Annotated in this window: 17 protein-coding genes; 6 read left to right on the forward strand and 11 right to left on the reverse strand. The window is 41.9% G+C overall.

Features of this window, described 5'->3' with window-relative positions:
• Window positions 1-130 precede the first annotated feature (130 nt).
• Complete coding sequence (recG, locus tag ACXAFK_RS08595) at window positions 131-2,236, reverse strand: ATP-dependent DNA helicase RecG (protein ID WP_474957458.1); 2,106 nt, start codon at window positions 2,234-2,236, stop codon at window positions 131-133.
• A gap of 46 nt (window positions 2,237-2,282) precedes the next feature.
• On the opposite strand from recG, the gene ACXAFK_RS08600 reads away from it, so the two are divergent.
• Window positions 2,283-4,373, forward strand: coding sequence for a M1 family metallopeptidase (locus ACXAFK_RS08600; RefSeq protein WP_474957459.1), 2,091 nt, complete (start codon window positions 2,283-2,285; stop codon window positions 4,371-4,373).
• On the forward strand, window positions 4,370-5,284 hold the full coding sequence (locus ACXAFK_RS08605; protein ID WP_224836810.1) for a patatin-like phospholipase family protein: 915 nt from the start codon (window positions 4,370-4,372) through the stop codon (window positions 5,282-5,284). The genes ACXAFK_RS08600 and ACXAFK_RS08605 overlap by 4 nt, the downstream gene beginning before the upstream one ends.
• Before the next feature lies 1 nt (window position 5,285).
• Here the strand turns inward: ACXAFK_RS08605 and ACXAFK_RS08610 are convergent, their stop codons facing one another.
• From ACXAFK_RS08610 to ACXAFK_RS08630, 5 genes are all read right to left on the reverse strand, one after another.
• Window positions 5,286-5,807: a DUF7935 family protein gene (locus ACXAFK_RS08610; protein WP_252079842.1), complete on the reverse strand. Its 522-nt coding sequence runs from the start codon at window positions 5,805-5,807 to the stop codon at window positions 5,286-5,288.
• 74 nt (window positions 5,808-5,881) lie between these two features.
• Window positions 5,882-6,655 carry an OmpA family protein gene (locus ACXAFK_RS08615; RefSeq protein ID WP_474957460.1) on the reverse strand — a complete coding sequence of 258 codons (774 nt, stop codon included), beginning with the start codon at window positions 6,653-6,655 and terminating at the stop codon, window positions 5,882-5,884.
• Window positions 6,656-6,698: 43 nt separating this feature from the next.
• A complete protein-coding gene (locus ACXAFK_RS08620; RefSeq protein ID WP_474957461.1) occupies window positions 6,699-8,270 on the reverse strand; it encodes an FMN-binding glutamate synthase family protein in 1,572 nt (523 codons plus the stop codon).
• 95 nt (window positions 8,271-8,365) lie between these two features.
• Complete coding sequence (locus tag ACXAFK_RS08625; protein WP_474957462.1) at window positions 8,366-9,655, reverse strand: amidohydrolase; 1,290 nt, start codon at window positions 9,653-9,655, stop codon at window positions 8,366-8,368.
• An 11-nt stretch (window positions 9,656-9,666) separates the two neighbouring features.
• Entirely contained in the window at window positions 9,667-10,206 is a 540-nt protein-coding gene (locus tag ACXAFK_RS08630; protein WP_474957463.1) for a DsrE family protein, read from the reverse strand.
• 101 nt (window positions 10,207-10,307) lie between these two features.
• Here ACXAFK_RS08630 and ACXAFK_RS08635 point away from each other — a divergent pair, with 101 nt between their 5' ends.
• Window positions 10,308-12,677 carry an ATP-dependent helicase gene (locus ACXAFK_RS08635; protein ID WP_474957464.1) on the forward strand — a complete coding sequence of 790 codons (2,370 nt, stop codon included), beginning with the start codon at window positions 10,308-10,310 and terminating at the stop codon, window positions 12,675-12,677.
• 140 nt (window positions 12,678-12,817) lie between these two features.
• Window positions 12,818-15,040 carry an alpha/beta hydrolase gene (locus ACXAFK_RS08640; protein WP_474957465.1) on the forward strand — a complete coding sequence of 741 codons (2,223 nt, stop codon included), beginning with the start codon at window positions 12,818-12,820 and terminating at the stop codon, window positions 15,038-15,040.
• Window positions 15,041-15,048: 8 nt separating this feature from the next.
• Here the strand turns inward: ACXAFK_RS08640 and ACXAFK_RS08645 are convergent, their stop codons facing one another.
• Window positions 15,049-15,555, reverse strand: coding sequence for a hypothetical protein (locus tag ACXAFK_RS08645; RefSeq protein WP_474957466.1), 507 nt, complete (start codon window positions 15,553-15,555; stop codon window positions 15,049-15,051).
• Between the two features lie 352 nt (window positions 15,556-15,907).
• On the opposite strand from ACXAFK_RS08645, the gene ACXAFK_RS08650 reads away from it, so the two are divergent.
• The gene (locus ACXAFK_RS08650) at window positions 15,908-16,528 is read left to right on the forward strand and encodes an L-threonylcarbamoyladenylate synthase (RefSeq protein WP_224836818.1); all 621 of its coding nucleotides are present in this window, start codon (window positions 15,908-15,910) and stop codon (window positions 16,526-16,528) included.
• Between the two features lie 54 nt (window positions 16,529-16,582).
• On the opposite strand, the gene ACXAFK_RS08655 is transcribed toward ACXAFK_RS08650, so the two are convergent.
• From ACXAFK_RS08655 to ACXAFK_RS08665, 3 genes are all read right to left on the reverse strand, one after another.
• Window positions 16,583-17,455, reverse strand: a complete 873-nt coding sequence (locus tag ACXAFK_RS08655; protein WP_224836819.1) for an OmpA/MotB family protein — start codon at window positions 17,453-17,455, stop codon at window positions 16,583-16,585.
• A 96-nt stretch (window positions 17,456-17,551) separates the two neighbouring features.
• On the reverse strand, window positions 17,552-18,553 hold the full coding sequence (locus tag ACXAFK_RS08660; protein WP_369884605.1) for a glycosyltransferase family 2 protein: 1,002 nt from the start codon (window positions 18,551-18,553) through the stop codon (window positions 17,552-17,554).
• A 12-nt stretch (window positions 18,554-18,565) separates the two neighbouring features.
• A complete protein-coding gene (locus tag ACXAFK_RS08665) occupies window positions 18,566-19,012 on the reverse strand; it encodes a type I restriction enzyme HsdR N-terminal domain-containing protein (RefSeq protein ID WP_474957467.1) in 447 nt (148 codons plus the stop codon).
• A gap of 26 nt (window positions 19,013-19,038) precedes the next feature.
• Here ACXAFK_RS08665 and holA point away from each other — a divergent pair, with 26 nt between their 5' ends.
• Window positions 19,039-20,040: a DNA polymerase III subunit delta gene (holA, locus tag ACXAFK_RS08670; protein WP_474957468.1), complete on the forward strand. Its 1,002-nt coding sequence runs from the start codon at window positions 19,039-19,041 to the stop codon at window positions 20,038-20,040.
• A 7-nt stretch (window positions 20,041-20,047) separates the two neighbouring features.
• Here holA and ACXAFK_RS08675 read toward each other — a convergent pair whose 3' ends face one another.
• Window positions 20,048-20,425 carry a DoxX family protein gene (locus ACXAFK_RS08675; RefSeq protein ID WP_224836823.1) on the reverse strand — a complete coding sequence of 126 codons (378 nt, stop codon included), beginning with the start codon at window positions 20,423-20,425 and terminating at the stop codon, window positions 20,048-20,050.
• Window positions 20,426-20,444 lie beyond the last annotated feature (19 nt).

Genomic DNA, 20,444 nt, shown 5'->3' on the forward strand with positions numbered 1-20,444 from the left:
ATTACGATGTTCAACCGCTATTTCAATGAGCTGTTTTTTAAATTGAATAAATCTTACAGTTTGATTTTCAGTTTGTAACGAAGATATTGGCAGGATTGTGCAATTTGTTGATTACAAACCTAAATCGCAGTTAACTTATATAATTCCAAATGGTTTTATTGGCCATTATTTTGGAATAGGCATTTAAAATAGGTGCATTTTCCACTTTTTCCAGTCTAGGGTCGTCTTTCAGTAATTGAATGGCATGGTAACGGGCTGTTTTCAGGATTTGATTGTCTTTCACAATATCAGCAATCTTAAGATTGAGCATACCGCTCTGCTGTGTGCCCATTAAGTCGCCGGGTCCACGAAGTTTAAGGTCGACCTCAGCAATCTCAAAACCATCATTTGTGCGCACCATGGTCTGTAAACGGGTCTTGGAATCTTCGGAAAGTTTGTTGCCCGTCATTAAAATACAAAAGCTTTGTTCGGCACCTCGGCCTACACGCCCTCGAAGCTGGTGCAATTGGGAAAGGCCGAAACGTTCAGCACTTTCAATGATCATTACAGAGGCATTGGGTACGTTTACACCTACCTCGATTACCGTTGTAGCAATCATGATCTGGGTTTCTCCTTTAACAAAACGCTCCATTTCATAGTCCTTGTCGGCAGGCTTCATTTTACCGTGCACAATTGAAATTTGATACTCGGGCTGAGGAAAGTCGCGTACGATGCTCTCATAGCCGTCCATTAAATCCTTGTAATCCAAGGCTTCGGACTCTTGGATCAGTGGGTATACTACATAAATTTGTCGTCCTTTTTTAATCTCATCTTTGATGAACCTGAACACTTTTAACCGATTACTGTCAAAGCGATGTACTGTTTTAATAGGTTTTCGGCCAGGAGGGAGTTCATCAATTACCGAGATGTCCAAATCCCCGTACAGACTCATGGCCAAGGTTCTCGGGATCGGAGTCGCAGTCATCACCAAAATGTGAGGGGGCGTCTGATTTTTATGCCAAAGCTTGGAGCGTTGCGCCACGCCAAAACGGTGTTGTTCGTCCACGATGGCCAAGCCGAGGTTTTTAAACTGGACTTTATCCTCCAAAACCGCGTGGGTGCCTACCAAAATGTTCAAGTTCCCATTTTCCAGTTGATTGTGGAGCAAGGTGCGTTCGGATTTCTTGGTGGAACCTGTCAATAGGGCAATTTTGACGTCCATTTGTTCCAAAAGTTCTTTGAGGCCGTTGTAGTGTTGTGTGGCCAAAATCTCCGTTGGCGCCATCAAACACGTCTGGAAACCATTGTCTATTGCCAATAGCATGCACATTAGTGCCACAATAGTCTTTCCCGAACCCACATCGCCCTGTAAAAGTCGGTTCATTTGGGCGTTGCTGCCCAAATCGTTCCGGATTTCCTTAATGACCCTTTTCTGGGCGTTGGTCAATTCAAAAGGAAGATGGTTCTCAAAAAACTCGGTAAACCTTTCACCTACGGCATCAAACGGCATTCCTTTGATTTTTTTCTTGCGGAGCATTTTTTTGGAAATGAGCTGTAATTGCACAAAAAACAACTCTTCAAACTTTAACCGAAACTGTGCTTTGGCCAGGAGCTCCTGGTTTTTCGGAAAATGTATATTAAAAAGAGCGGAACTTTTCGATATCAACTTCAGTTCATCTAGAATACCGGGCGACAAAGATTCTTGAAACTTGCCCCCGCATTCCAAAAACAATTGTTGGATCATTTTGCCCAGTACGCGGTTGGTAATACCCTTATTGCTTAATTTTTCTGTGGAAGGATAAATGGGCTGCATGGTCAATTTTACACCCTGCTCATGCTTTTGCAAGGTTTCCATTTCGGGGTGTGGCATGGAGAATGTACTTCCATATTTGTTCACTCTACCAAAAACCACGTAGGGTTCGTTCAATTTTAAATTTTCCCTGATCCATTTATGGCCCCGGAACCAGACTAGTTCCATTTGTCCGGTTTCATCCACAAAAGTGGCTACCAAACGCTTTCCACGTTTTTGCTCTACGGTTTTTATATGCACAATTTTACCCACTACTTGTACATCGGCACCGCTGGGTTGCAATTGATTGATCTTGTAGTAGCTCGTCTTGTCCAAATAGCGATTGGGGAACAGATGGAGCAGGTCCCTAAAGGTCTCAATGCCCAATTCGGTCTTTAGGGTATCGGCCCGATTGGGACCGACACCTTTTAAATAGGCGATGGGAGTTTGTAGAAAATTGGGATTCATCGAACTAAAATATGTATTTTGGATAGACTTTTGATAAGATGATGGTATGAAGCTGAGCCCCGTAATCGTTTTTTTCTTGTTTTCACAGTTTTTGTCCGCTCAGATCCAGGATAAAGTGGATTTTCTGCGAGCCGATATTTTAATTGAGCCCACACCTGTCGATAAACAGATAAAGGGTAGTATTTCTTATCATTTTAATGTGCTCGAGGATGTGGATTCCGTTTTTTTTGATGCTGTGAGCATGGATTTTTTTAATGTTTCTTTTGATGGAGTAAAAATCGATTTTGATAACAACGGCAAGAGAATTATAATCAAAAACGAAATGAAAGAAGGGGAGAACCATATCGTTTCCATGGATTATGTGGCAAAACCTGAACAAACGGTATATTTTCTAGGTTGGGACGATGCCGTGGATGGCAATGAACAGGTATGGACGCAAGGGCAGGGCAAGTACACCAGTCATTGGTTGCCCAGTTTTGATGATATGACCGAAAAGGTAGAGTTTGATCTTAAAATCATTTTAAGAGAGGATTATACCGTAATCGCCAACGGTAATCTTCTCAAGAAGGAAACATTGCCCAATTCCAACGGATATATGTGGCAGTTTGATATGGAGAAGCCCATGAGCAGTTATTTGATCGGTTTTGCCATTGGTAACTATAAGATGGAAACCATGGAATCATCCTCCGGAATCCCCATGGAACTCTATTATGAGCCTAAGGATAGCCTTAATGCGGAACCAACTTATCGGTACAGTAAGCGCATATTCGATTTTTTGGAAAACCGAATTGGCGTGGCCTATCCTTGGCAAAATTACAAGCAGGTGCCTGTTCACGATTTTCTGTACGCTGGGATGGAAAACACAACGTGCACAATTTTTTCAAATCAATATGTTGTGGATTCAACTGCTTTTGTGGATAAAAACTATGTTAACGTTAATGCCCACGAACTCGCCCATCAATGGTTTGGCAATTTGGTAACGGAGACCAGTAGCGAACATCATTGGCTGCACGAGGGGTTTGCTACATTTTATGCCTATTTAGCAGAAAAACACATTTTTGGCGATGATCACTATTATTGGAAATTGTTGGGGACCGCAGAAGCCTTGAAAAGCTTTTCCGAAGAGGATCAGGGCGAGGCGCTTTGGAATCCGAATGCAGGGAGTCTTACTTTCTATGAAAAAGGAGCATGGGCATTGGTCATGCTTCAAGAGCGGGTAGGGAAGATGGCCTTTAAAAAAGGAGTGCGCAAATATCTGAACAAATTCGCCTTTAAAAATGTGACCATACCCAATTTTATAAGAGAAATGGAAGAGGAATCGGGCACTGATCTTTCGGATTTTGAAGCATTGTGGTTGGAAAACCCGGATTTCCCCTTTGAAGAAGCCATTATGTTTTTGAAAGATAGGAACAGCTCAATCAGAACGTATTTTGAACTTAACAAACAGATAGCCCAAGAACCGGAGGGCACCGAGGAAATTTTGGTAAGAAACTGGAGCACTTTATCTTCAATCCACTTAAAGGAAAACCTTATTTTAGATTATGGAGAAGCAATGCCAACTCAATTATTAAGTGAAATTATAGCTTCCGAAGATATAAAGGCAAGACAGGCCGTGGCACTTTCCTTAAATAAAATACCACCGGAGCTAAGGGTGAGTATTGAGAATCTTTTGCGGGATAAAAGTTATACGACCATTGAAGCTGCCCTGTACCGTTTATGGACAGATTTCCCGGAGCACAGAACCAAATATCTTGATGAAACGGATGGAATTAAGGGCTTTCCCAGCAAGAATATTCGACTACTATGGTTAACGTTGGCCTTGGTAACTCCCGAATTCAGGCCGGACACCAAAGCAAACTATTTTAAGGAGTTAAGCGAATTAACGGGAGCTGAACATCATTTTGAGACCCGTATGATGGCTTTCCAGTATTTAAAAAATATCGGTGGATTTAACGATATGGTACTGAAAAACCTGATAGAAGCATGCGGGCATCATGTTTGGCATTTTAAAAAATCGGCCAGAAGCCTCTTAAAGGAGTTTCTGCAGTCCGACGAAAATACGGCAAGGATTAAACGCATATACCCTTTGCTAAGTCAGCAAGAAAAACAATATTTGGAAAAAACTATAGGTGAATGAGGGCATTGGTGATTTCGGGAGGAGGTAGCAAAGGAGCCTTTGCGGGCGGTGTTGCCCAGTTTTTGATCCAAGAGGCCAAGCACGAGTACGATCTGTTCGTCGGCACCTCCACTGGCAGTTTGTTGATTTCCCATTTGGCGCTGAACAAACTGGATAAGATCAAGAATATTTATTCCAATGTGAACCAGGATAGCATCTTCAATAATTGTCCGTTTATTATCAAGAAAAAACACGGTGTAGAGATCATAGCCATAAACCATTGGAACGTGATTCGAAATTTTATTAAGGGGAAAAAGACCTTCGGAGAAAGCGAAAATCTTAGAAAATTGATACGACGCTCTATAACCGAGGACGAGTTTAATGAGTTAAAACATGGTAATACGGACGTAGTGGTCACGGTGTCCAACCTATCCTTGAACCAAGTGGAATATAAGTCGATTAACGATTGTACTTACGAGGAATTTTGTGACTGGATTTGGATCTCTTCCAATTATACGCCGTTTATGAGCTTAGTGAAGAAGAACGGATGTGAGTATGCAGATGGTGGATTGGGCTCATTGGTACCCATTGAAGAGGCCTTAAATCGTGGCGCCACGGAGGTTGATGTTGTTGTGCTTCATACCGAAGTAAATCATTTGAACCGCATGTCCTCTAAAAATCCCTTTGATCTGATCACTACCATTTTTGGGTTTATGCTGGATCGGATAGAAAATCAAAATATTAGAATAGGAAAATTGGTGGCGAATCAAAAAAATGCCATTATCAATTTTTACTATACACCTACCGTTCTCACCACAAACTCCTTGGTGTTCAATAAGGACCGAATGACCTTGTGGTGGAAACGTGGGTATTTATATGCCAAGAACAAGAACGATGAAACAAGCCCAATTGAGCCAGAAAAGCAGGAATAGCTTATTTCCAAAGATCGCTCACCTCTTTTTTAACATAGGCTAAAGCAGCGTTGGATGGGGATTCTTTCTCCATGGTCTGGTTAAGAATGTCCTCCCTAAGCTTGTCCGGAGAATCTGTCTCGCTCATTCCGGCCGATCGAATAATTTGAATGGTCGTATTTTTTGCAGTTTTGATAATGTTCCAGCAAGAATCGGACATGTATATCTGTTGGGACAGATTATGCTCAAATTCATTCTCGATTTGTTTGATCAATAGATTTTCGTAATCACTTTTGTTCTTGCCCTTGGGAGCGACCCGTACCACAAGATTGTTCAAGGTGATCCGCTCCAAGAATAGCGCCATACGTTCGTACGCCTGTAACCGGATGGGCAATGTTTCCTTTTGCGAATCTTTATGCAGTAAAAAACGTCTGCGCCCGTCTTCGTTTCGGGTGTGCAATCTAAAAAAGTAGAAGGCTACGGCACCGGTAACAACCGCTGGTAACAAATAAGCAAATAACTGAAGGATTTGATCTCCACTCATAAGGTAGTTTGGTTTTTGTTGATTTTACACTACCTACAACGCATCAAAATTCTAAAAAGTATTTTTTTAATAGGTTATTGCGCTGCCTTGGCGCTTTCTTTGGCCTGTGCGTAAAATGCTTTGTAGTTGGGCTGGAGCTTAATATTGATTCCTTCTTTGAAATTGCCATCTTTTGCAGAAATTGCAATGTTCTCTGCTGGGATTTCCAAATTCGTCACCAGTTCCGTAGCTACCGATGCCACTTGATTGTACGTTGATCCAAATTCACCGGTAATGTTCAATCCCTCCACTTCGGCCTTAAAGTTGGGGTTGCTTTTAATAATGCTGGCTATTCCTGCCAACCAGGTTTTTCCCTCCGCTGTTAATTCGGACGATGTATCGGAGCCAAAAAGAACGTTTAAACTGCTGCCAATGCTAATTATACCTCCTTCTACAGCTACTTTGGCATTTTCTCCCAAGGTTTGTTTTATCCGTGTCAAAGACACAATGGCTGTCGAGTCGTTGGCGGATATCATGTCATTGATACCACTAAGTTGCTTTTCTTTTCTAGCGAGGGCTGCCATGGCCTTGTTAACGTTTTCTGAGTTTTGTTTGGATAGTTCCGAAAAGTTGCTCAAGTTGCCCAAAAGGGTGGCATTGGCATCTCGTAAACTTGCATTTTCTGTTTTAAGGGCCTCGGCTTCGGCACTGCTGGATGATATTTCTCGTTTTGCCTTTGCCAATTCCTGTTCTAATTGAGAGATTCTACTTTTAAGGGTATCGATTTCGGCAAATAGTTCACTTTTTCGTTGAGAAAATGTACTTGTCGAAACAACTAAAAATAGGATTGGGAGTAAACTTTTTTTCATAAGTAGCGTAATTGTATATTTAAAATTATTTGGGTTTTGATCTTTAATCTTTTTCCATTGCCGCTTTTCCACCAAGGTGCTCACATTCGTAAAATTCTTGCATGGAATTAAAAGGTACTTTCTCTTTTTGATACTTGTACACTCTTCTAATGTCGCTGCTAAGATAATCATCATCCACATTTACCTGCACATCTTCCATATTAAATTGACAAGGATGCTCGTAGCCGGCAGCATGGGTGATTTCCAAAAATTCTTTTTTAAAAGTGTTAAAGTATTGTGCCAGCCTATCGGATTTTAAAGGGATGTTGATCCCGCTCTGGCGCCATTTACTCTGTGTGGCGACACCCGCAGGGCACCTATTGGTATGGCATACCTGTGCCTGAATACATCCGATGCTCATCATGGCCTCTCGGGCAACATTAATGCAATCCGCACCCATGGCAAATGCCATGGCAGCCTTTCCAGGGAAGCCCAATTTTCCACTTCCAATGAACACGATCCTATCTGTTAATCCATGTTCCAGGAACAATTTGTACACCGATGAAAATCCGTAGGACCACGGTAGCGATACATGATCGGCAAAGCTCGGAGGGGCAGCTCCGGTTCCCCCTTCGCCACCATCAATGGTAATAAAGTCAGGGCCTTTGCCCGTTTTCTTCATCAAATCGGCAAGTTCTTGCCATTGGTCTATTTTCCCGATGGCGCCCTTAATTCCTACGGGCAATCCTGTTTCCTCGGCAATGGATTCAATAAAGTCCATAAGCTCTGGTATTGTGGTAAAGGCTTTGTGCGTAGGAGGGGAGATTACGTCCTTGCCAACCTCAACACCTCGGATTTCCGCTAGTTCCGGGGTAATCTTAGATCCTGGCAGAACACCCCCTTTTCCGGGTTTGGCACCTTGCGAAAGTTTTATTTCTATAGCTTTGATACAGGGGTTTTCATCTACCAAAATTTTAAGTTTTTCCATGGAAAACCCACCATCTTTTGAGCGGACACCAAAATATCCTGTCCCAAAATGAAAAATAACGTCCCCTCCTTGTTTGTGATAGGGGGATAGGCCACCTTCTCCCGTATTATGGTAGGCTCCGCACTTTTCCACACCGCGGTTCAAAGATTCGATGGCTGCGGCGGACAAAGAACCAAAACTCATTGCCGAAACATTGATAATGGACGCGGGTCGATAGGGTTTTCTTCGTTTATTATGGGCACCCATCACTTTGGCACAGGGTAAAAAGTAGGGATGTGCGTGGTTTGGATGGTTTTCCGGCATTTGGAAACCGATCATCGCATTCTTTATAAAAATATGTTGGTGTTTGTAGATGTCCCTATCGGTGCCAAAGCCTTCATAATTATTTTCTTTTTTTGCCGAAGCATAGATCCAGCTGCGTTCAATCCGGTTAAAAGGCAGTTCTTCCCTATTGTTGGCTACAAAATACTGTCGCATTTCCGGACCTATACTTTCGAGCCAATACCGTAAATGTCCAACTATAGGGTAATTGTGACTGATCGTATGGGCTTTCTGAAGAAAAATGTCCCGAATAGCGACCAAAACCAGAAATAGTAATACCCAAGCCCACCAGGGCAATCCGGCAAAAAAATCAAGAAATGCTTCCATTGACGTCGTATAAAGTATAGTTACAAATATGAAGCCCCAATATTCAATTTCCAAATGTTGGTGAATATTGGGACTTGTTTAATTATAATCGGATCTTATTTGCTTCTGTCCAGGTAATCCAGTGCAATTTCAGTCATGGCCTTAACGCCCAATTGAAGTCCGCTATCATCAATTTTAAAATCTGGGGTATGATGGGGAAAGTGTTCGTCTGGGCCGGCATTGGGGTCTTTTCCACCCAAAATATAAAAGAAGCCGGGTATTTTTTCCTGATAAAAAGAAAAATCCTCAGCTCCTGTAATTGCTTTGATCAAGTGTACATTTTCTGTACCCGCTACTTCTTGAAGGCTGGAGAGTGAGCTTGCGGTAAGGTCTGGGTCATTGTAAGTGATTGGCACACCTTTGGCTATTTCCACCGTAGCTTCGGCTCTGTATGCCTTGGCGATGGTCTCTGCCATTTCCTTCATCCTTGTATTTACCTGCTTTTGCATATCGTAATCCAACGTTCGGATGGTTCCAACCAATTCGGCACTTTCCGGAATGATATTGTTACGAACACCACCGGAAATCTTTCCTACAGTGATTACGGCCGCCTCCTTGGTCAATTCCAATTCTCGGCTAATAATGGATTGAAAGCCATCTACTATTTTGGAAGCCACATAAATGGGATCTACACCGCCCCAGGGTTGTGAGCCGTGCGATTGTTTTCCTTTTATCTTTACAACAAAACGCTGTGCTGCTGCCAAAGCGCCTCCTGGTTTATATGCAATATGGCCAACAGGCAGGTAGGAACCAATGTGCAAACCATAAATGGCATCCACATTGGGGTTTTCGAGAACTCCCTCTTTCACCATAAGTTCTGCGCCACCTTCTTCTCCCGGAGGGGCACCTTCTTCGGCCGGTTGGAATATAAATTTGATGGTTCCATGAATTTTGTCCTTATTGTTGGATAAGACTTCAGCTACCCCCATCATAATTGCGATATGGGTGTCGTGCCCACAAGCGTGCATCACCCCGACTTCCTGTCCCAAAAATTCCGAGGTGACTTCAGATTTGTAGGGAAGATCGTTTCTTTCGGTAACAGGCAGCGCATCGATATCAGCCCTAAGGGCCACTACTTTACCCGGATGGTCACCTTTTAAAAGACCTACAACACCAGTATGTGCGATTCCGGTCTGAACATCGATTCCTAAGGATTTTAGATGTTTGGCAATTTTTTCGGCGGTTTTAAACTCCCGGTTGCTCAGTTCCGGATTTTGGTGAAAATCACGGCGCCATTCAATTACCTTGGATTCAATAGCGGCAATGTCCTTTTCGAGCCCATGGTCCTGGGCATACATGGTTAAACTTGCGGTACATAGCGCAAGTGGCAGTAGTATTTTTTTCATAATCGGGCTGGTTATAGTTTAATTGGTCGGTACCCTTCGTTCTGCAGTAAGATATTGGCCGTCATCGCAGAGAGGGCAATCTTCACTCCAGGAATCAATTCTTCTTTAGGTAGTTCTCTGGTTTTTGAGGATTGACCACACATAATAACTTCCACACCGGCATCCAATAAACTTTTAACAAGTTCAAGGTTCGGGTTGGTTGCTTCATACCTTTTTTTGTAGGCTTCGTTCGTTAATAAGTTTCTTGCGGCAGTTCCGTGGACTATTAGTGCTGCTTTTATTTGAGAAACCGGTACGCCGCTCTGTGCATGCATGTTTAAAAAGCGCGCCACCGTATTGATATTTCGATTTAATTCGGTATCCGACTCAGGCCCATCCTTTACATCAAAAGCTACTTTGAACTCCTGTGTTGTATCGGTCACAAAATCAGGATTGTCTATTTCCCATACCGCACCATAATCTTCAATGATCGGGCCGGTCTTGGTAGATTGGGAATATCCATAAAATGTAAACAGAATTAAAGCGAACAGAGGTAATCTTTGAAAATTCATTAGCAAAATAAGTTGAGTTGTTAAATATATTCAAAATTACATCCAATTCCGCAAACACTGTTTATAAAAATTGAAAGCTAGATTTTAGCAAAAGATGATTTATGGCTAATTTCACACCTACTTTTAAAAGCTTCTGGCCCTTGAGTAATTTTATAGATGAATTGAACGATGCGCAGCGGGCCCCCGTACTGCACAAAGATGGACCATTAATGGTAATTGCCGGTGCCGGTTCCGGAAAGACCCGAGTGCTTACCTACAGAATCGCCCACCTAATGGAACAGGGGGTGGACTCTTTTAATATTTTGGCACTGACCTTTACCAATAAGGCCGCTCGCGAAATGAAAAAGCGGATTGCGACCATAGTTGGGAGCACCGAGACCAAAAACTTATGGATGGGGACGTTCCACTCCGTTTTTGCCAAATTATTGCGATATGATGGCGATAAACTTGGATTCCCGAGCAATTTTACCATATACGACACGCAAGATTCGCAACGTTTGATCGCATCGATTATTAAAGAAATGGGGCTGGATAAGGATATTTACAAATATAAGCAAGTCCAGAACCGAATTTCGTCCTATAAGAATAATCTCATTACGGTAAAGGCCTATTTTCAAAATCCTGAGCTGATGGAGGCCGACGCCATGGCCAAACGGCCAAGGCTGGGAGAAATTTATCAAAATTATGTGGATCGCTGCTTTAAGGCCGGTGCTATGGATTTTGACGACCTGCTCTTGCGCACCAATGAGTTATTGACCCGCTTTCCCGAGGTGTTGATGAAATATCAGGACCGTTTTAGATATATTTTGGTAGATGAGTACCAAGATACCAACCACTCCCAGTATTTGATCGTAAAAGCACTTTCGGATAGGTATCAAAATATTTGCGTGGTAGGAGACGATGCGCAGAGTATCTATTCTTTCCGAGGAGCGAATATCAGCAACATCCTTAACTTTCAGCGCGATTACGACAATGTAGCCGTGTACCGTTTGGAGCAAAATTATAGATCTACCAAGAACATTGTAAATGCGGCCAACTCCATAATTGCGAACAACAAGAACCAGTTGGAGAAAAATGTATGGACCTCCAACGACGATGGTGGTCTCATAAAAATACATCGCAGCCCCACCGATGCAGAAGAAGGACGTTATGTGGCAGGATCCATTTTTGAGAACAAGATGCAGCATCAAATGCAAAATGGAGAATTTGCCGTGCTGTACCGGACCAATTCACAATCCAGGGCCATAGAGGATGCCCTACGAAAACGGGATATTCCCTATCGAATTTATGGGGGCTTGTCTTTCTATCAAAGAAAAGAAATCAAGGACGTTTTGGCCTATTTACGGCTTGTCATCAATCCAAAAGACGAGGAAGCCCTAAAACGTGTGATCAACTTTCCTACAAGGGGGATTGGCCAGACAACTATCGATAAGCTTGTGGTCGCTGCCAACCATTACGGACGATCTATTTATGAGGTAATGGACAACCTGGACCGGCTCAACCTGAACATCAATGCCGGAACCAAGCGTAAACTGACGGATTTTGTTACCATGATCAAAAGTTTTCAGATCATGAACGAGGGGTCGGATGCGTTTGCCCTCGCCGAACATGTGTCCAAAAAAACAGGCTTGCTATTGGAGTTTAAAAAGGACGGTACCCCAGAAGGGATTGCCCGAATGGAGAATATTGAGGAACTCTTGAACGGAATCAAGGATTTTGTTGAAGGCCAAAAAGAGATTGCAGATGCTACGGGTAGTTTGACCGAGTTTTTGGAAGATGTGGCCCTGGCAACAGACATGGACAAAGATGTTGAGGATGACGATAGGGTGGCTTTAATGACCATCCATTTGGCAAAAGGACTGGAATTTCCGTATGTATATATTGTGGGGATGGAGGAAGATCTGTTTCCATCCGCGATGAGCATGAATACACGAAGTGAGCTTGAAGAGGAGAGAAGATTGTTCTATGTGGCACTCACCCGGGCCGAAAAACAGGCTTTCTTGACCTATACCCAAAACCGATACCGATGGGGTAAATTAATAGATGCCGAACCCAGTAGATTTTTGGAGGAAATCGAGGAGAAATATGTAGAAAACCTGACTCCTGTAAACGATGGGTACCGATATAAATCCATAATCGATAAAAATATTTTTGGAGAGGTGGATAAAAGTAAACTTCGACAAATGAAACCGAAGAACGGTACCCCGCCAAGTGTGCAAAAACCCAATGAGGATCAACTTAGAAAATTGAGAAAGCTGAAACCAGAGATATCTTCACCCACCAGTTCGGCCGATATAGACCCCGGAATAGTTGTAGGGGCCAGAGTGAACCATACCCGTTTCGGGAGAGGCAAAATATTGAATATCGAAGGTGTTGGCAACGATAGAAAAGCGGAAATCGGTTTTGATCAAGGTGGCATTAAAAAACTGCTGCTACGTTTTGCCAAATTGGAGGTGCTGGACAACGCTTGATCTAGTTTTGTACTTCGCTTTAAAAAGAACACCATTGATTTGTGGGTTTTTAAGAATGACATAAAAATTGTGAGTGGATAAAATTGATTAAATTCAGAGCTTATATTTTGAATTTAACCACCAAACCAACCACTCACCAGATGAAAAACCTCTTTCTAAAACCTGTCTTTTTAGCTGTTGCCCTACTTGTTGTAATCTTATTTGGGGTTGCCGGTTATCACTATGCCATCGGGTACCCTGCCTGGGTCACGATGGTTTTGGGAATACTCATTGGAGCTGTTCTGCTGGTCATTATAAAACTACTGCTCAGTTGGCTGGTACCGTTGTTCAAAAAAATACCGCTTCCTTTTTTTACGTCGGTGTTGGCAGGTTTAATTGCACTGGTAATTATGAGGATGTACGCTTTTGGTTGGCCATCCCTACTGTTTTATAGTTTGGTGTTGTTTGGTCTTGTCTGTTTGATTTTATTCACAACGGGTATTTGGCAAATCATTCAAAAACAGAATGTGAAAGTAGGAGGTATTCTTATCGTTTCGAGCATTATCCTAGTTGCTTTTGGATTTTATGGATTCAATTCTTTGGATGGTGACCCTTACTCGGAATCCACACAGCTAATTGATGGTGAAGGAATCACTACACTCAGCGATATGGGAGTCGATGACCCTTCGACCAAGGGGAATTATAAAGTTGAAGTCTTTACATATGGCAGTGGAACGGATTCTAAAAGATTAGAATATGGGGAGGGGGCAAAAATAAAAACCCCTACCGTAGATGCATCTTTACTGCTACCAGAATGGAAGGGCAAAAAGAAAAAGTGGCGCGAAAAATACTGGGGTTTCGGTGTGGACAGTTTTCCGTTGAATGCCCGTGTGTATATGCCCAAAGGCACTGGGCCTTTCCCTATGGTTATGATGGTGCATGGGAACCACAGCATGCTCGACTATTCCGATGAAGGCTATGCCTACCTTGGGGAATTGCTGGCAAGTAGGGGAATTATAGGTGTTTCTGTAGATCAAAATTTTATCAATGGACATTGGTCCGGGGACTTTAGAGGAAAAGAAATGCCCGTTCGTGGTTGGTTATTGCTCAAACATTTGGAACAATGGAGCAAATGGAACCAAAACACTACATCGGGTTTGGCTGGTAAAGTGGATTTGGACAACGTCGTTCTTGTAGGACATTCCAGGGGAGGGGAGGCGGTATCCATTGCTGCTGCTTTTAACCAACTGGACAGATTTCCGGATAATGGCAATGAACAGTTCGATTTTGGATTTGGGATAAAAGGTGTGATCAGCATTGCTCCTACGGATTACAGGTACGATCGAGAGATTAGTTTGACCGACATTAATTATTTGTCCATTCAAGGAGCATACGACTCGGATGAAACCAGTTTCTGGGGTATGCGGCCATACCATCGTTTGCAGTTTTCGGAAGGTTTCGATGGATTTAAGGCTGGGCTGTATATGAATCATGCAAATCACGGTCAGTTTAACTCCACTTGGGGCCGCTCGGACTTTGGAGCACCTATGAAATGGTTGCTCAACCTTACTCCATTGGTAACAGGAGAGGAACAGCGAAAAGTTGCCAAGGTATTTATTGGTGCTTTTGCCGAAGTTGTTCTTAAGAAGAACAAAAGTTATTTGCCAATGTTCAGGAATATGGAACTGATCCATAATTGGTTGCCTAAAGAAACCTATAGAATTCAGTATGCGGACAATTTTAAAAATGTTCTGGTGGATTTTGAAAGGGATTTGGACCTTTCCAATGGATTGGATGGTATAAAACTCAATGCCGAACATTTTAACATTTGGCGGGAAATGGAATTATTAGCCAGAGACGGTGGTAGTCAGCAAAACAATGCTTTGGTACTTGGGTGGAGACATAGTTCGGATATTCAAAGTGATTCAATTCCCGTTTATTCCATTGAGCTGCCGGAAGCATTGAAGAATTTTGGGGAAATGGATACTTTGGCACTTTCCTTGGCCATGGGCGATTTATCTGAATTGGCGATAAATGAAGAAGGAGAAGAGAGGAATTTGACTCCAAAAAGTGGTTTTAATTTTAGCATTATGCTTAAGGATAGTTTAGGAAATTCTGCTTCGGTTCCTTTGGCAGAGAACAATAAACTTCCGGGTGTGGTCAAAAGCAAGTTTACCAAGTTTGATTTTTTGGATAGGAATATGATAGGTGATGAATCCGAGACCCAATTAAAAAGCTGTTTTGTTCCGATCTCCTCTTTTTTAAAACAAAATAACAGTCTAAACATGAACAATCTGAAAAGCATTCATCTGGTTTTTGATAAAGATACCATGGGAGTTGTTGTTTTGGATGATATCGGGTTTTATCAAAAAAGGACTGATTGATACTGGAACTACTGATCCTCCATTTCTGAAATGGCATAATCGTGTTGTAGATGAATTGGGTTGCTTATTTGTGCTTCTTCCAGATTTCCGTTCGAAATGGTATATCCTATAATAATGTTTTGGCTATCTTTTGTTTTTTGGCTGTGCAGAAGGTAAATAGTACTGCCTGTGGTCTCTTTCTCTTGGGATATTCGGCTATACAGCGTTGGTTTTCCATATAACGAAGAGATTCTCAGTTGGTTTTTCGATTTAAAAACGGCAATATTTTTTATACTTTGCCCCAAACACTCCATTTTGGTCTGCCAAGAAAATAAGGCAAAATTTCCATCGTCCGAAACTATCAACCCAATTTCATGGCTATTTGGATCATGGGCATCGACCACATGATCCAGTTCCTCGACCGATCTTAGATTTTCTACCTCTCTTCTTAACCTTTCATTGACCTCAACAATACGGTCTATAGCGTTACAGTCGTTTGCATCCAATCCATCTAATTGAAATAAAAGTTGGTCCATTTTGGCCAAGGTTTTATTTGCGTCAAGAGAATTGTTGCCTTTCGTTCTGGAGTTGCTGTTTTGACAACTGGCAAGAACAAATGTTATCAAGACTATGATGGTGGAGTGCAACATTCTCATAAGTTATGTTTTATAGTAAAGATGAAGGATCTAAAAGAATTATTCCGGTCCCGATCAACCAATCGTTATTTTGGGTTGATGGATGGCTGTTTTCACTTTATATGGATGTTGAATTATGAATAGGTTGTGTGTATTATCATTAAATTAACAGCTGTTCCACCAAGTTCAGTAAAGAACCAATATGTATTATCTTTGTGGTAAATGCCTTGTACATTAACTAGTTTGTAAATAGATGGCGGAGCTGATTAGACTATATGAAGAAAATCCAAATCCTAAGCAGGTTCAAAAAGTAGTGGATGTGCTAAAAAAGGGTGGATTGGTCATTTACCCGACCGATACGGTTTACGGTCTCGGCTGCGACATAACCAACTCAAAAGCCTTACAACGGATAGCCCGTATTAAAGGAGTAAAGCTGGCAAAGGCCAATTGGTCTTTTATCTGTGCCGATTTGAGCAATCTTTCGGATTACGTTCGACAAATAGATAGCCCTACTTTTAAAATTCTAAAAAGAACACTTCCGGGACCCTATACTTTTATACTACCAGGAAACAATAATCTTCCCAAAGATTTCAAAAAAAAGAAAACGGTTGGTATCCGTGTTCCGGACAATGCCATTGCAAGGGCATTGGTTACCGGGCTAGGGCATCCAATTGTATCTACATCTATTCGTGATGATGATGATATACTTGAATATACTACCGATCCGGAGCTTATTTTTGAGAAGTGGCAAAATCTTGTAGATGTGGTCATCGATGGAGGGTACGGTGACAATGTAGCCTCTACGGTCATAGATCTTTCGGGAGACGAACCAGAGGTAATACGTGAAGGTAAAGGGAGTTTGGATATCTACTAATAAAAAAAGCGGCCATTTGGCCGCTTTTCTTTTTAAGCTTTAGCTTGTATTTTCTTATTTACCGGTTCCACCGATAGCAGGATCTTTCATTCCTTCTTCGATCATGTTATAGAACTGATCGATTTTTGGAAGTACAACAATTCGTGTTCTTCTGTTTTTAGCTCTGTTGGCAGAAGTGTTGTTGTCCACAAGTGGTACATAGTGGCTACGTCCAGCAGCAGTCATTCTAGATGGTTCTACACCAAAATCGTTCTGAAGGATTCGAACAACGGAAGTTGCTCTTTTTACACTCAAATCCCAGTTATCTGCTAGTTCGGAAGTTTTAATTGGCACGTTATCCGTGTGTCCTTCTACCATAAACTCAAAGTCAGGCTTGTTGTTTACGACTTTCGCCACTTTACCAAGTACTTCTTTTGCAGCGTTGGTTACGTTGTAGCTTCCGCTTCTGAACAACAATTTATCGGAGATGGAAACGAAAACAACACCTTTCTCTACGCTGATCTCAATGTCCTCATCATCCAAGTTGCCCAATACACCTTTTAAACTCTGAACCAAGGCAAGGTTTACAGAATCCCTACGGGTAACGGCATCTTGTAATTTTCTGATGGTAAGGTCTTTTTCGCGAAGACTTTCCAAAGATTTTTCAAGGTTCTCGGCACCTTTAGTGGTAAGGGTGGTCAAGTTGCCCATGTTGTTGATGAGCTCTTGGTTGTTTGCTTTAAGGAAGGCGTTTTGGTCTTCGAGGGTTTTTAGCCTAGAGTCTGCAGTTGCTTTTTCTTCCAAGCAATCGTTTAGTTTAACGGTTGCAGAATTCAATAGGTCTTGGGTTTCTTTGTGTTTGGCCTCTAGTTCGGAATATTTCTTCTGCGATACACAAGAAGATAATAGAACTGTCATTGCCAATGCTCCTAGAAAAACTTTTTTCATAGTTCAGAATATAATTTAAGGATTGTTAGATTTATCAAATGTTAAAAAACTACACCAAAATTAGATAAAAAGCAAGGTCCCTATATTTCGGCTTCGTTAATCTTTTACTAAATTGTTAAAATTCTCTACCTGATGTACGAAATAAGACCATACTATGGATGTCGCGGCGTAGTACTTTAATAAAAAATTAGCTTTTTCGCGCTTTTTGTACATTTTTGTAAAGTTAGCGTAAAAACTTAAATGAGCTTTTAAGATAGCGGAACAGTGATCGAACTTCAATTGAAAAATAAAACGCAGAGCAGCGATACCATCTAGTAATAAGCGGGCAAAAACCAAAGGAAGCGCCTTTTTTCTTGGAAGGTTTTTGGTTATGGAGTAGAGGGAGTTCCTAAAATTAAGGAAGGTTTTTTTGGGATTCATATTGGATAAGGTGCTGCCCCCTAAATGGTACACGTGGCTATGGCCTACATAATACACTTTATGTCCGGCATTTTTTGCTCTCCAACATAGGTCTATTTCTTCTTGGTGGGCAAAATAGTCTTCATCAAACCCATTAAGCGATCTAAAAACCTCACTTCTTATAAACATACAGGCACCTGTCGCCCAGAATACCTCTTGGATATCGTTATACTGGCCTTCGTCCTTTTCTATGGTCTGGAAGACCCTTCCTCTACAAAAGGGGTAACCGAACATATCGATGAAACCTCCCGCTGCCCCTGCATATTCAAAATGGTCCCTTTTGTTCAAATCCAATATTTTTGGTTGGATTATGGCCGCATTCGGAAGTGTTTCAAAGGCATTTTTTATAGGCCCCAACCAATCAGGGGCTACTTCAACATCGGAATTGAGCAAACAGAAGATATCTGCCTTTATGTTCTTCAACCCGTCGTTATAGCCCTTGGCAAAACCACCGTTGGTGCTGTTTTGTACAATGCCTACCGTGGGATAATGTTGTTTTATAAAATCTACCGAACCATCGGTGCTCGCATTGTCCACTACATAAATATCGGCACCTTGGGAATACTCCATCACAGAGGGAAGAAATCTCTCCAGCAGAGCTTCTCCATTCCAATTGAGTATGACTACGGCGATTTTCAAAACGGAGGCAAATTAACGGCTAAATTCAGGAATATCCTCTAAAAACATGTATTTTTCATTCTTATGATCCATTTCGCAATAATAATGCGCCAACCCATTGGTGACCATTAGATATTTGGATTTTAATTGGAGGTTGTACCGAGCTATCTGATCAAAAACCGCTTGGGTAATGTTCACCTCGGGAGCTTTACATTCTATTAATAGAAAAATAGAACCGTCGGGATTGAACACGACCACATCGTAACGTTTTTTTAAGTTGTTTATGGTAAGTTGTTTTTCCACATTGATCAGGCTCTTCGGGTAGTTTTTTGTGAACACCAGATACCGAAGCACATGTTGCCGGACCCATTCTTCGGGTTGGAGGACCACAAATTTTTTACGTATCCCATCGAAAATGTACTGCCTATTTTGGTTATTTTTGATTCGGAACGAATAAGGTGGAAAGTTCAAATCTTGCATTTTACAAAACTGGTGATATAATTTGAATGGACAAAGTAAAAGAGATCGTAGGGGAAATCAATAAGGGCAATCCAAAGCCCATTTATTTTTTGATGGGAGAGGAGCCATATTATATTGACCGAATTTCCCAGTACATTGCAGAAAATGTGCTGACAGACGACGAAAAAGGGTTTAATCAGATGGTGTTGTACGGGAAGGATACCACGGTGGACGAAGTTGTTGCCAATGCCAAGAGGTTCCCGATGATGGCAGAATACCAGGTTGTGATCGTAAAAGAGGCTCAGCATCTTTCCAGAACCATAGAAAATTTATCCTCTTACGCAGAGAACCCCCAACCGACCACCATTCTTGTGCTTTGCTACAAATACAAAAAGTTGGACAAGCGAAAAAAGTTGTACAAGACCATTAAAAAAACGGGAGAGCTCTTTGAGAGCAAAAAACTGTACGAAAATCAGGTGGCGGATTGGATCAGAAGGACCTTGGCCAGCAAAAAATATAAAATATCGCCCAAGTCCTGTGTTATGCTAGTGGAGTTTTTGGGCACGGATCTGAGCAAAATAAGCAACGAGCTGGACAAACTCACGTTGATCGTGCCTCCATCAACGGAAATTACGCCCGACCTTATCGAAGAGCATATTGGCATTAGCAAGGATTTCAATAATTTTGAATTGAAGAAGGCGATCGGAGAGCGCAACGTAAAAAAAGCGTCCAGGATCATTGATTATTTTGCCCAAAATCCCAAGGACAACCCTTTTGTGGTCACCATAACCCTTCTGAATACATTTTTCACGCAATTATTGCAATATCATGGACTGAGCGACCATTCGCCCGGGAATGTGGCCAAAGTACTCGGTGTAAACCCATTTTTTGTAAATGAGTATGTTGTGGCGGCTCGAAACTATCCCATGAAAAGGGTAAGCGGCATCATCTCCAATTTAAGGGTATTGGATTTAAAAAGTAAAGGAGTAGGAGCCAGTAACATGGCACAGACCGATCTGTTGAAAGAACTCCTATCTGAAATAATCTAAACGATTGTTACTTTTTATCCACGCTGTATTTGCCAGGCCCCAATAGCATTATAACCACAAATACGGTAAGGTAAAGCAAAGCTTTTTCCTTTGTGCCGAATGGATCAGCACCGTGAATCATAAAACCGGCAACGAACATGGTAATTGCGGTGGGTATGGCAGCCCATCGGGTCTTAAAACCAATAATGATCAATAGCGGGCATATAAATTCGGCCACAACGGCCAAAAAAAGTGAAGGCGCCTGCCCAATACCAAATGGGTTGGCGAATTCTGTGTTGCCATTGATGAGATTCATTAATTTGGGGTAACCATGGGTTAGCATAAATGCAGATGGTACAATCCTTAAAAGTGCCAGCCCAAAGTGGATCAAAGTGTTGTTTTTCATGTGGGGAAAAAATTAATCC

It is taken from the genome of Flagellimonas sp. ABD4_174 (assembly GCF_056160185.1).

Excerpts from the sequence above, each read along its gene's own strand:
- ACXAFK_RS08625 (WP_474957462.1), bottom strand. The coding sequence starts at position 9,655 with ATGAAAAAAATACTACTGCCACTTGCGCTATGTACCGCAAGTTTAACC.
- ACXAFK_RS08635 (WP_474957464.1), top strand. The coding sequence starts at position 10,308 with ATGGCTAATTTCACACCTACTTTTAAAAGCTTCTGGCCCTTGAGTAAT.
- ACXAFK_RS08645 (WP_474957466.1), bottom strand. The coding sequence starts at position 15,555 with ATGGACCAACTTTTATTTCAATTAGATGGATTGGATGCAAACGACTGT.
- recG (WP_474957458.1), bottom strand. The coding sequence starts at position 2,236 with ATGAATCCCAATTTTCTACAAACTCCCATCGCCTATTTAAAAGGTGTC.
- ACXAFK_RS08675 (WP_224836823.1), bottom strand. The coding sequence starts at position 20,425 with ATGAAAAACAACACTTTGATCCACTTTGGGCTGGCACTTTTAAGGATT.
- ACXAFK_RS08650 (WP_224836818.1), top strand. The coding sequence starts at position 15,908 with ATGGCGGAGCTGATTAGACTATATGAAGAAAATCCAAATCCTAAGCAG.
- ACXAFK_RS08615 (WP_474957460.1), bottom strand. The coding sequence starts at position 6,655 with ATGAAAAAAAGTTTACTCCCAATCCTATTTTTAGTTGTTTCGACAAGT.
- ACXAFK_RS08665 (WP_474957467.1), bottom strand. The coding sequence starts at position 19,012 with ATGCAAGATTTGAACTTTCCACCTTATTCGTTCCGAATCAAAAATAAC.
- ACXAFK_RS08610 (WP_252079842.1), bottom strand. The coding sequence starts at position 5,807 with ATGAGTGGAGATCAAATCCTTCAGTTATTTGCTTATTTGTTACCAGCG.
- ACXAFK_RS08630 (WP_474957463.1), bottom strand. The coding sequence starts at position 10,206 with ATGAATTTTCAAAGATTACCTCTGTTCGCTTTAATTCTGTTTACATTT.
- ACXAFK_RS08605 (WP_224836810.1), top strand. The coding sequence starts at position 4,370 with ATGAGGGCATTGGTGATTTCGGGAGGAGGTAGCAAAGGAGCCTTTGCG.
- holA (WP_474957468.1), top strand. The coding sequence starts at position 19,039 with ATGGACAAAGTAAAAGAGATCGTAGGGGAAATCAATAAGGGCAATCCA.
- ACXAFK_RS08600 (WP_474957459.1), top strand. The coding sequence starts at position 2,283 with ATGAAGCTGAGCCCCGTAATCGTTTTTTTCTTGTTTTCACAGTTTTTG.
- ACXAFK_RS08655 (WP_224836819.1), bottom strand. The coding sequence starts at position 17,455 with ATGAAAAAAGTTTTTCTAGGAGCATTGGCAATGACAGTTCTATTATCT.
- ACXAFK_RS08620 (WP_474957461.1), bottom strand. The coding sequence starts at position 8,270 with ATGGAAGCATTTCTTGATTTTTTTGCCGGATTGCCCTGGTGGGCTTGG.
- ACXAFK_RS08640 (WP_474957465.1), top strand. The coding sequence starts at position 12,818 with ATGAAAAACCTCTTTCTAAAACCTGTCTTTTTAGCTGTTGCCCTACTT.